Origin of the sequence: Ruegeria sp. HKCCA4812 (assembly GCF_013034245.1) — a bacterium.
Lineage (GTDB): Bacteria > Pseudomonadota > Alphaproteobacteria > Rhodobacterales > Rhodobacteraceae > Ruegeria.
In genome coordinates this window covers 349,838-360,951 of record NZ_WQFQ01000002.1, presented here as the reverse complement: position 1 = coordinate 360,951, position 11,114 = coordinate 349,838, and the positions used below count along the sequence as shown (strand labels likewise).

8 protein-coding genes are annotated in these 11,114 nt (G+C 53.0%); 4 read left to right on the top strand and 4 right to left on the bottom strand.

The genetic code is table 11. From position 1 onward, the window contains the following. Positions 1-104: 104 nt before the first annotated feature. From GOW04_RS09115 to GOW04_RS09100, 4 genes are read left to right on the top strand one after another with little or no spacing between them, the layout of a single operon-like run. Positions 105-1,037, top strand: coding sequence for a 3-keto-5-aminohexanoate cleavage protein (locus tag GOW04_RS09115; protein ID WP_171232315.1), 933 nt, complete (start codon positions 105-107; stop codon positions 1,035-1,037). A gap of 15 nt (positions 1,038-1,052) precedes the next feature. Beyond that, positions 1,053-2,471 carry an aminobutyraldehyde dehydrogenase gene (locus tag GOW04_RS09110; protein ID WP_171232314.1) on the top strand — a complete coding sequence of 473 codons (1,419 nt, stop codon included), beginning with the start codon at positions 1,053-1,055 and terminating at the stop codon, positions 2,469-2,471. Continuing rightward, positions 2,471-3,205 (top strand): SDR family NAD(P)-dependent oxidoreductase, encoded by a 735-nt coding sequence (locus GOW04_RS09105; protein ID WP_171232313.1) that lies wholly within the window; start codon positions 2,471-2,473, stop codon positions 3,203-3,205. Before GOW04_RS09110 ends, GOW04_RS09105 begins: the two co-directional genes overlap by 1 nt. Beyond that, complete coding sequence (locus GOW04_RS09100) at positions 3,205-4,149, top strand: 3-hydroxyacyl-CoA dehydrogenase NAD-binding domain-containing protein (RefSeq protein ID WP_171232312.1); 945 nt, start codon at positions 3,205-3,207, stop codon at positions 4,147-4,149. Before GOW04_RS09105 ends, GOW04_RS09100 begins: the two co-directional genes overlap by 1 nt. Positions 4,150-4,947: 798 nt before the next feature. On the opposite strand, the gene GOW04_RS09095 is transcribed toward GOW04_RS09100, so the two are convergent. The 4 genes from GOW04_RS09095 to GOW04_RS22225 form a co-directional block, all read right to left on the bottom strand. Continuing rightward, on the bottom strand, positions 4,948-5,622 hold the full coding sequence (locus tag GOW04_RS09095) for a hypothetical protein (RefSeq protein ID WP_171232311.1): 675 nt from the start codon (positions 5,620-5,622) through the stop codon (positions 4,948-4,950). A 44-nt stretch (positions 5,623-5,666) separates the two neighbouring features. Continuing rightward, positions 5,667-9,956, bottom strand: coding sequence for a calcium-binding protein (locus GOW04_RS09090; protein WP_171232310.1), 4,290 nt, complete (start codon positions 9,954-9,956; stop codon positions 5,667-5,669). Between the two features lie 2 nt (positions 9,957-9,958). Beyond that, positions 9,959-10,717, bottom strand: a complete 759-nt coding sequence (locus GOW04_RS09085; protein ID WP_171232309.1) for a hypothetical protein — start codon at positions 10,715-10,717, stop codon at positions 9,959-9,961. A 167-nt stretch (positions 10,718-10,884) separates the two neighbouring features. Continuing rightward, the gene (locus tag GOW04_RS22225) at positions 10,885-11,070 is read right to left on the bottom strand and encodes a cyclic-phosphate processing receiver domain-containing protein (protein WP_371814388.1); all 186 of its coding nucleotides are present in this window, start codon (positions 11,068-11,070) and stop codon (positions 10,885-10,887) included. Positions 11,071-11,114: the final 44 nt, after the last annotated feature.

Sequence of the window (11,114 nt, the reverse complement as noted above, 5' to 3'; positions counted from 1 at the left end):
CAGCCACGCTATGCGCTTGGCGAAACCCCCGAGGTTCACCTGATCTACCGACCAAAAGAGGTGCGTTACCATTTGCGCCGTGTTGTTTCGCAGGAGGCCCCGGAATGCCAAAATCCGTAATCATCACATGCGCACCGACCGGGGGCATCCACACCCCGACAATGAGCCCTCATCTGCCCATTACGCCAACCGAAATCGCAACGGCCAGTATAGAAGCCGCCGAGGCCGGTGCCTCCATTATCCATTTGCATGCCCGCCATCCCGAGACCGGCAAACCCGATCCCAGGCCAGAATTGTTCCAGCAATTTATGCCTGTCATCAAACAATCCACAGATGCCGTGATCAACGTTTCAACCGGCGGTGGTCTTGGCATGTCCATGGACGAACGCATGTTGGCGGCCACGACAACAAGCCCCGAAATGGCATCCCTCAATGTGGGGTCGCTGAACTTCGGAATCTTCCCGATGCTTCAGAAATACACCGAGTTTCAGCATGATTGGGAACGCCCTTTCCTCGAAATGACCGAGGATTTCATCTTTCCCAACACGTTCAGGACAATTCGCTACGCCATCGAAAAGCTTGGGGGTGAACATGGCACACGGTTCGAATTCGAGTGCTACGATCTTGGCCATCTCTACAATGTAAAATGGTTCGTTGATCAGGGTCTGATCAATCCACCGTTTTTTATTCAGATGGTGTTCGGAATCCTCGGCGGTGTCGGTGCTGATCTCGACAACCTGATGCATATGCACACCATAGCCGACCGGCTGTTCGGGCCGGAAAACTACGAATGGTCGGTGCTGGCTGCGGGGCGCCATCAGATGCCATTTGCGACTCAGGCGGCCCTGTTGGGGGGCAACCTTCGTGTGGGGCTCGAAGACAGCCTGTTCATCGGCAAGGGCGAACTGGCGACATCCAATGCCCAGCAGGTCCGGAAAATTCGAGACATCGTGGAAAACCTCGGGCTTGAGGTTGCAACACCTGCCGAAGCCAGAGAGCGGCTCGCGCTCAAGGGCGCAGACCGGGTGAATTTCTGATAGAAGGGAACAGGCATGCAAGGCAAATTGCTTATCAATGGGGAGATGGTGGAAGGGGAGGGTGAGGCCCTGGCCATTTTGAATCCCGCGACTGGAGAGAAGATTGGTCAGGTCGCAGAGGCCAGTGCGGACCAGGTAGAGGCCGCAGTAAAGTCATCTGAAGAGGCGTTCGAAACCTTCCGACATGTCCCGCCGGCCGAACGGGCCGTGCTGCTGATGCAAATCGCCGATATTATCGAAGCCAATCAGGATGAGTTGGCGGAGCTTGAAAGCCTTGATGTCGGCAAACCCTGGCCATCGGCACGCGATGATGAGTTCCCTCTTACCATCGACACATTCCGCTTCTTTGCAGGGGCGGCCCGGACCATGACGGGATCGGCCGCGGGCGAGTATGTCGTAGGCCACACAAGCATGATCCGCCGCGACCCGGTTGGCCCTGTGGCGGCGATTGCCCCTTGGAATTATCCGTTGATGATGGCCGCCTGGAAACTTGCAGCCCCTCTTGCAGCCGGCTGTACAGTTGTTCTGAAGCCTTCCGAGATCACACCTTTGTCCACGCTGCGCCTTGCTGAACTTTTGCAGGACGTCTTGCCCAAAGGGGTGCTGAATGTGATTCACGGGCGTGGTCCCACGATTGGGGATCAATTGATCAACAGCCCTCAAATGGAAGCAATCACTGTCACGGGGTCCCCGGCCACTGGCATGGCCGCTATGCGCGCCGCCAGCGAGCAAATCCGCCATGTGCATCTGGAACTGGGTGGCAAGGCCCCCGTCATTGTTTTTGATGATGCCGACCTGGACGCTGTGGCTGAAACGATCCGCTATGGGAGCTTTTTCAATGCCGGGCAGGATTGTGCGCAACCGTGCCGGATCCTGGTCCAGGACAGTGTGTATGAAAAATTCGCGGCCATGGTCGAAGCGCAAGTAAAAGAAATAAAAGTTGGCGCGCCCAAGGCTGAAGGCACCGAAATGGGTCCGATGGTTTCCGCAGCTCAGCGCGACCGCGTTTCCGCCTTTGTCGACCGCGCACGTCCTGGATGCGAGATCGTCACAGGTGGCGCAAGCGGAGATGGAAACGGGTTCTTCTATCAACCGACGGTGTTAGCAAACGTCGATAATTCAGCAGAGATCGCAACGGATGAGGTCTTTGGGCCCGTTGTGACGCTTTCCCGTTTCTCGGACGCGGATCATGCCGTAAAGGTGGCGAATGCAGGTCGATACGGACTGGCATCCTCGGTCTGGACGACCGACGTGGGACGGGCGATGTCGATTACATCTCGCCTGCGCTACGGTTTCACATGGGTCAATACGCATGGTGTCGGCACACCTGAAATGCCTTGGGCCGCGATGAAAGGCTCCGGCACGGGCTGTGATATGAGCGTCTATGCGCTCGACGCCTATACTTCGATCCGTCATGTGATGGTGGCGCACTGATGCGGCTTGCGGGAAAAAAAGCGTTTGTTACTGGCGGGCGCCAGGGAATTGGACGCGCCATCGTCGGTGCTTTCCTAAAGGAGGGCGCCGAGGTAGTGACCTGCGGGCGGGGTGGAGCCCCTGACGGCCTGCCCTGTGAATGGCACGATCTGGACGTCAGTGATCCGGTGAACGTCCAAATGGTAGCCGAGGCTGTGGGTGCGTTGGACATTCTCGTCAACAATGCCGGGGTCCAGGTGGAAAAGACCGTGACGGAAAGCACCGACGCGGATTGGGATTTTGTGATCGGCGCCAACTGTCGAGGGGTGTTCAACTGCTGCCGTGCCTTTATTCCGACCATGAAATCCGGCGGGAGCATCATCAATATCGGCTCAATCTCTGGCAAGGTCGCGGACCCTTCGATGGCTCTCTACAATGCGTCCAAAGCTTTCGTGCATGGGCTCACGCGATCTATCGCCGTGGATCATGGCCCAAGCCTGCGGTGCAATGCGATTTGTCCGGGATGGATCAATACCGGCTTGCTTGAGGCCGCATTCGAACTTGCAAAGGATCCTGTCGCGGCAAGGCAAGACGCACTGGCCCGTCATCCCGTTCGTCGGTTTGGCGAGCCGGATGATATTGCATCCATGGCTGTCTGGCTCGCCTCTGACGAGGCAAGCTTCGCAACCGGTCAGTTCTTTACCGTCGACGGCGGCATGACGGCCGCGTCGCCACTCAACCCCGGAGTGTTCTGATGTCGGAGATCTCACATACTGCAATTCTTGGTGCTGGCGTTATTGGTGCAAGCTGGGCTGCGCTGTTTCTCGCGGCTGGTCGATCAGTTACTGTCTACGACCCGGCACCAAACTCTGAAGAGAAAACCCGCGCTTTCATTGAAACAGCTTGGCCCACGCTTGAAGAACTCGGCCTGACCGCCAGAGCCTCTCCGAACGCATTGGCGTTTGCAGAAACAGCAACATCTGCGGTCGATGGTGCAGACTTCGTGCAGGAGAATGTTCCAGAAAGAGAAGCGATCAAACACGCACTATATTCTGAAGTCGAACCAGCCCTGAGCGAGGATGCGATCGTTTCCAGTTCCACATCAGGCATGATGCTGGAGGCTTTGCAAGCTGGCTGGCAAGATCCTGCGCCTTTCATCCTCGGACACCCGTTCAACCCGCCACATCTTATCCCGTTGGTGGAGCTCACTGCAAACGCGCAAACAGGTGATGGCGTTCTCGAACGAGCCGAAGCGTTTTATCACGACATAGGCAAGGTCACGATCCGCATCAGGAAAGGCTTGCCTGGCCATGTGGCGAACCGCCTTCAGGCAGCCGTCTGGCGCGAAGCGGTCCATATGGCTGTCGAGGGCGTTGCTTCGGTCGAAGACATTGACAAGGCCATGTGGGCGGGCCCCGGTCTGCGATGGGCGGCCATGGGGCCGACGATGTTGTTCAATCTAGGCGCGGGAGAGGGTGGTCTGCGCGCCTTTTGCGATCACTTCCGGGATACGTTTAACGGATGGTGGGACGGGTTGGGTCAGCCACACTTGAACGACGACGTTATCGAAACGTTGGTTCAGGGCATAAACGAAGAAGCAAACGGTCGATCCCCGCAGACACTCGCGGCCGAGCGAGATGCGCTTATTGTTGCCATGCAAAAATCCCTCAAAAGCATTCGACTAGAATCGAACACTTGAACGCTGAGCGTTCGTGATAACGCATTGAGGAGGCACCACCGGCCGAATTTCGGAGCTCTGGCTGCGCAGTGTGTCGACAATCCGTTCCGCCGTGGCCGCGCCAAAGCCCTGTTGTAGCCTTGTGATGAGGTTACTGTCGCGGGCGGCAAAGGGTTGGAACATCGAATGTACTACAAAGTCGGTGCTTTTGATTGTCTGGGTCTCTTCCTCGGTCGCGACGTGCTAATTCTTCTGTTCGTCGCCTCCGGCATATTGTTTTCAGCTTGGGCATGCGCGGCATGACCCTGGTAAACGCCACTGCCTTTTCTGCGATCTTGCGCGAGACCCTGTAGAATTTCTGCCGTTCCTAAAGCCTGGTTGCGCCCAAGAAAGCTGCGGTTGTTAGGGGCTAGAAGATATCAGGGTCCCCTGCTGTGGTAGATTTCTGCCGGTTGGGATGAACTGAGCAAAAACAACCCGCGAAACGTTGCGGAAATCGTTGCGTGAAATACGCTGAAAGCAAAAAAGCGCCCTTGGGCGCCTTGTTTTATTGGTCGGAGTGAGAGGATTCGAACCTCCGACCCCTGCCTCCCGAAGGCATGCCTAAGTATCTGACTGGCAAGTAACTTTTATATTTATCAACGTTTTGAGTGTCGCTGACTGTCGCTCCATGTCGCCCGAATCGGCGTCCCAGTGTCCCAAAATTGTCCCAAGCAGACAATTCGCCGCTTCTCCGGAGCCATCGTCGCCCTCACGAGTAGCAGGGGTGACGGGGCGAGGAAGAACGGCGTGGCTCGCTTCTCTGGTGGATCGGAGCGCTTATCTTCCCCAACGTTTTTCGAGCATGTGCGCTTCGAGCCAGTCAGTCAGTCGCTCGGTCTCTTCTATTGCCGCAAAAAGATGATCGCGTGAGACATGGATGGCCGGATCGAGAAACGAGATGTCCGCCATCTCGGGATCGCTGAACATGGCGCGGTCCTGCTCGCTCATGAAGAAATGAGGTGTGGACCGATCTTTTCTGGCTTTGCCGTGTGTCACACGCATGGATGTAATGTCCTCGGGATGTTGATCACGGTTCCGGGCCAGCGTTACCTGCTCGATAAGATCGAGATTGGCAGGGCAGTCATTGCGGGAAATGCCAAGCACCTGTTCGAAGCAGAGCATGTAGCCATTGAGGAATCCTTTCTTGAAAACCTTTTTCTTCTCGTCCGCCTCCCATTGCACACCAAGTTGCTGTTCCCACCTTCTGAAGTAGAGTTGCAGTGAAGGAGAGAGCATCGACAAGCATGTCCGCCCGAGCACTTCAAGCGCCTCGGACGCCTCGATCCATTCAGCCAGATAGGCGGGCTCGCCATCCTCGCTGTAGGGCGGGTTGTCAAATGGCGGCTCACCGCCCTCAATCGCCTTCATGGTCTGCATGAAGGGCGCAGCAGCAGTATTGTAAAACTGCCGGATGAAGCGCGTGCGCTCCTTGAAGAAAAACAAGACGTCCATAATCGCTCGCAATGCCGGATCAGGCAATGCTCGCCGATTGCGATCTAGGCTGCAATCAGATTACCGCTGGTGACCAAAGCAGCCTCATCTTCAATACCTGTGACACCGACAATGGTCGCGATCTGCGTGAACCCGCCCGTGCCGTCAGCATCGATTGAAACAGTCGTATCACTACCGCTGTCGCTGAACTGGATGAAGTCGGTGATGACATCAGACATCGGATCATAAGAGATCACGTCTGATAGGTCGATCACATCGCCATCAGCGGTGCTGAAATCCATTATCTGGTCAATTTCAGAGACCTCGCCGCTATCAAACATGAATGTATCGGCACCGGCACCACCAAAGAGCGTATCGAGTCCATCATCACCGTAGAGCGTGTCATCCCCTGCGCCGCCGTGAAGCAGGTCGTCACCGGCATCCCCGTTGATCGTGTCGTTTCCAGCGCCGCCATGCGCATCATCATCGCCTGAGTCTGCATCAATGGTGTCCTTGCCAGCGAGACCGATCAAAACGTTATCGCCAGTGGTACCCGTTACAGTATCAGCGCCAGAAGTACCTTCAATCCAGTTCGCGTAATCAGGCAATTGATCGGTCACAAAGCCATCGTCAAACTTCAGGTTCTCGGTATGCCATACTGAGTTCCAGAATCTAATGTCGTTGACGGTGATCTCATCTGTGCTGGCATTGATCGTAATTTTAGCGTGGTAAGTACTGTAGTCGGCAATCGAGATATCGTTGATCGTCGTTCCTCCGGTAATCCAGATTGTGTCATCTCCGCCGGCTCCCCCTGCTACTGTGTCCAGGCCCTCGGAATAGATGAATAAATCATCTCCAGAGTAGCCGGCGGCATAGTCGTTTCCTGCGAACATGCGGAATGCTGTTCCACCGCTGTCAGAAGTGGAAAGGCTGTCGTTTCCTGTTGTGCCCCAGAGCTCGAACTCCATCGTTGTCAGGTCCCATGAAGTTGTATCGGCAAACTCGATGGTTTCGACCTCGCCGCCACCGGATGGATAATCGAAGTAGCTCTCGATAGTGACCTTGTTCCCGCTTGAGTCTTCGACTACCAGATCATCAAAGCCGTAGCCCACTGATGCGGCCTGATAAATAGAGATGTCTTCAGGGTCCCAACCTTCCCAGAATACGATCTTGTCAGCGCTTCCACCTGTTTCGTAGATGATGTCTTCGCCTTCCGAGAAGATGTAAGTGTCGCTACCGGTCCCGCCGCTAAGCGTATCATTTCCAGCCATACCGTTGAGGATATCGTCGGGAGAAACGCCGTAGGAAAGACCCGTCAAGTAGTCTGCGCCGTCACCGCCGCGCTGCTCGATGCTGATTGTATCGAGATCAACTGTCGAACTGGTTTCTAAAAACTCAATTGTCTCAAGTTTTGCGGTCGAGGAAGACGACATCTGCCCAAGGAACACGACCTGACCAAGATTTTCGACAAGGATTTTCAGATCGTAATTATACTGGCCGGTCGCAATAAACGAGACATCATCCAGTGTGTAACCTACTGGGATAACCAAGGTTTCATCACCGCCCGCATCCGAGAGCGTATCGAAGCCTTCCGACATGATGAATTCATCGTTGCCGGTGCCGCCTTGAATTGTATCGTTGCCGACACCGCCGTCCAGAATATCATCACCGTCGTTGCCTGTAAGTGTATCATTTCCACCCAGTCCGTAGATCGTGTAATCGGTACCGGATGTAGCAACGTGGTATTCACCTTCTGCACTTCCGTAGAACGTAATTTCGTCAAGTGAAGTCAAATCAAGCGTGGTCGTATCGCTGAACTCGATTGTTTCGATCTGCCAAGAAGCCCCACCAAAGAATTTCTCAATCTCGATTGTCCCTATGGTACCAACCACAATGAAAAGGTTGTCACCAGAAATACGCGAGAACGTAAGATCGCCGGAATCTATCCCACTGGGAAGAAAAATTACGTCGGTATTCGAACTTCCAGTAAGATATTCTGTGTAGAAATCGTTCCCGGATGTGTAGATATAGTCGTCCGCTCCGCTGCCGCCATTGGCAAAGTCGCCACCCGCGCCAGTGTCTAGCGTGTCGTCGCCGCTGCTCCCGTACAGTGTGTCGCTGCCGCTACCGCCGGTTATGTCATCATCACCGGCGTCACCATGAAGAAGGTCGTTACCGCTACCGCCGTCGATTGTATCGTTGCCGTTGCCACCGTACACGGTGTCATCGTCATCGCCGCCATTCAGGGTGTCGTGACCTCCAAGACCGGAAATCGTGTCATCACCGGCCAAGCCATTGAGAGTGTCGTTGCCTGCTGTTCCGTTGAGAGTGTCGTCATTCGCAGTCGAGCCAGGATTGAGATATTCATTTTCGATATCGGACCATGAAAGCGTGTTGTCGGAAGCATCCACCGCGTTATCGAGCCAGGTCTCTTCTTGTGTTGTCAGGTTTGATAGACCCTTCGTGAACTCGATAAATTCGGCAACCTGTAGCCAGTAGGTTTCTGCGTCTACACCAACCTTTGAAGCCTCGGTTTCGAGGTCGTCTATGAAGTCCTCGTCAAGAGCGAAGGTCCCGTCAATATCTCCTGCAAACACATCGTACGAAGCGTCCCCGCCATAGAGACCATCCATGCCAACTTGAAGAAGTAGGTGCGTCTTGAACCGCTCCATTACGTTGTCGAATATATTTTCGAGAACTTCCGCCGCATTTTGCCAAGGATTCTCGTCATACTGATAGAAATCTTTCCCGAATAGCTTTTCCATGAACTCAAGCTTGCGAGCGTCAATGTAAGGCCCACGACTTGAAGAACTAACGCCGTCCACGCCTGCCCATTCGTACAGAATATCAACGATATCCGCATTCAGAGTGGAAGGCGTTGCAAGGACCGAAAGGTCCCAATTGACGGCGAAATCCTCTACTGAGTCCAACAAATCTTCGTCTTGGCTCATCGCGATGTGGAGATCGGCGATCTTTCCGAAGCCGCGAAGCGTGGGGAGAAAGAACGCTCGCAGATCAGCAGTGAAGTCTCCTGCGAATTGGGTATTTCCCTTGTCATGTACGAACCAGGCATCAGCAATCGTATCCGTCGATCCATTGCTATACTCAAACGTACTTGTGTGACTGATGGGATTTCCGTTGATCGTGCTCGTGCTGTCATCGACGCCTGCAAGATCAATGCCGACAATATTCAGAGAGGCGAGTGTTTTCAGCTCACCATCCTGCGTGACCGCATCCTCATTTGCATCCTGCCAGATGACCAGCTCGTCCCATGCATCATCGTACTGATTGATGATCAGATCGCCGTTGCTATCCAGGAGCGAAAGCTTCGCAAAGCCGTCAATAGTTGGGCTGCCGAATAACTCCGTGACATCATCAATCTTACCATTGTCGTCGATATCTCTAGCAAGGAGTCCATCGTCAGCGTCTACCCAGGCTGTCTGCTCGGCAAAGCCGTCGCCATCCAGATCAAAGAAGGTCGTTGTCGTTGATGCGTTGAAGGTTGTGAGTTCGACTCCATCTGAGTCAAGATCAACGACCAGCGGTGATGCAACATCTTTAGAGTCATCAAAATCATCGCTGTCGTCGCCAAACCAATTGGGTAACTCAAGATCAAATATTCCTGACATATCGTCTAGAATGTTTGGAATTACGTCCGCGAACCCTCCAATAATGTCATCAGGAAGGACGTTCATCATAAGAACCAAATCAGCGATCTCACCAACGAATTCGACTGCCATATCTGCCCTCGCGCTGTTGTCGAGGTCCTTTAGCGCGTTGAAGAGTGCATCCACGAATTTCAAACCGTCAGTATATTCTGTGGAGTTGTCGAGACGCTGAATGTGATGATCCGGTGCTGAGGACATCGCTTCAACTATTGTCTTGGCGATATCAAATGAGTCTTCGATCAAGTCTCCCCCACCGTCATTGGACATGAAGTCGTCCCAGAGAGCGCTCGGGTCACTTGAATCATTCAAAAGCTTGTTGGGGAACCAGTCGTTAGCATCGAGACCTGCATCGACGTAAGCGTCGTTGTGAAGCTCTTGAATATCTGACCAGATTGGTGTTGTTCCCGAGTTATCATCATATTTGTTCAAATATCGCTGCGCGATATCTTTGTTTAAATCGGTCCATGCTGTTTCGTCATAAGTGAGATCAACCGAGTTATTGCCCGCAGCGTAGTTGGCGAAGTTGTTGGCAAGCTGCCCTTGCCACGTATCATTGTCAGTAACCGCCGCACCAAGCGTTCCATAATCGTCGCCATAACTCTCTAACAGCGCATAAAACCCTGATACATCATCATCGTCCAATTCGTCCTGTAAATCATCCATCTGTTGCTGTGTAAGTGTAGGCATAACTATTTCTCACTTTCTAAAGTTTCTTTGCTTTTAATTTCAAAACTGTTGACTAGATTGATCGCCCGCTCTCTTTGGTCGCGCCAATCAGAGAAAAAGGTTTTCCGGTTATAGGAAATTTTGAATTTTATTCCGTTGGAGTCGAAGTAATGCCGACAAGTGGGAGTTTTTGACTTTTCAATCGGCGAACAATCGATGAAGCTAATAATATTGCCTTCGGCATCCCGTTCTAAATGAGCATCGTACCAGAGCTTAGGGCCGTCCGGTCTTTTATGGTACCAGTAGTGTCTCTCTAATCCGTCATGAACACCTAACGACTCTTCCTTGATTAGTCGTCTTCTAAGCCCAGAAACTTGATCACTGACACTTTTTTTTCTCGATGGATCGGATAACAATATCCATCCAATCCGCCGTTCTTTCTTTGTTACCCGATCATACTCTGCGCGGTTCTCTAGCTCCCAAATCGAGGTCATCTCGGGCCAGATGACTTCCAGCAGGATGCTCTCTTGTTGTTCTCCTGGCTCCGGCCAGCCATCTATGTACATAAGTGGGATCTCGAAGCGACGCCCTGCGATCTCGAAGATACGCGTCTGCTCATCGAGTGGCTTTTTGGGGTCAACTTTGGACATTTCTGGTGGTCCAAGATGATCCAACAAGCTCACGGCTCGTGGTTTATCTTCGAGGTCAAGAAACGCCAAAGATACGAGGATAAATAGGGCAAGGGCCGCGGTTGCGACGATTATTCTTTTTCTATTGCTCAAATGATTTTCTCTAAAGAAATAGAGTTTTCGAACAATTAGAATGCCACAAAAAATTGGCGCTTAATACGTTGAATGCAATCTGTTTCTCATGTAAGTTGTATTGTTTTATCTTTCCACAACCAGCAATTCACAATTTTTGTGAGTAATGTTTATTTGGATCGCTCAGCTTAATTTGATTGGTGTGCAATCTGATCAGCCATCATCTGCATCTTGATCCGGCCACTCCGATGATTGCTGTGAATCCTGATTTCAGGCGGAACGAACCCACGCTCGCCCACGGCCTGCTCGATCCAGACCAGCACATCATAGCCAGTGCCGCGTTCATGATCGCCAAGATCGTAGTCGAGGCTGATGACTTCGACCTTTCCACCTTCAAGCAGTTCTATGGCCTGGTAAG

Excerpts from the sequence above, each read along its gene's own strand:
- GOW04_RS09115 (WP_171232315.1), top strand. The coding sequence starts at position 105 with ATGCCAAAATCCGTAATCATCACATGCGCACCGACCGGGGGCATCCAC.
- GOW04_RS09110 (WP_171232314.1), top strand. The coding sequence starts at position 1,053 with ATGCAAGGCAAATTGCTTATCAATGGGGAGATGGTGGAAGGGGAGGGT.
- GOW04_RS09095 (WP_171232311.1), bottom strand. The coding sequence starts at position 5,622 with ATGGACGTCTTGTTTTTCTTCAAGGAGCGCACGCGCTTCATCCGGCAG.
- GOW04_RS09100 (WP_171232312.1), top strand. The coding sequence starts at position 3,205 with ATGTCGGAGATCTCACATACTGCAATTCTTGGTGCTGGCGTTATTGGT.
- GOW04_RS09090 (WP_171232310.1), bottom strand. The coding sequence starts at position 9,956 with ATGCCTACACTTACACAGCAACAGATGGATGATTTACAGGACGAATTG.
- GOW04_RS09105 (WP_171232313.1), top strand. The coding sequence starts at position 2,471 with ATGCGGCTTGCGGGAAAAAAAGCGTTTGTTACTGGCGGGCGCCAGGGA.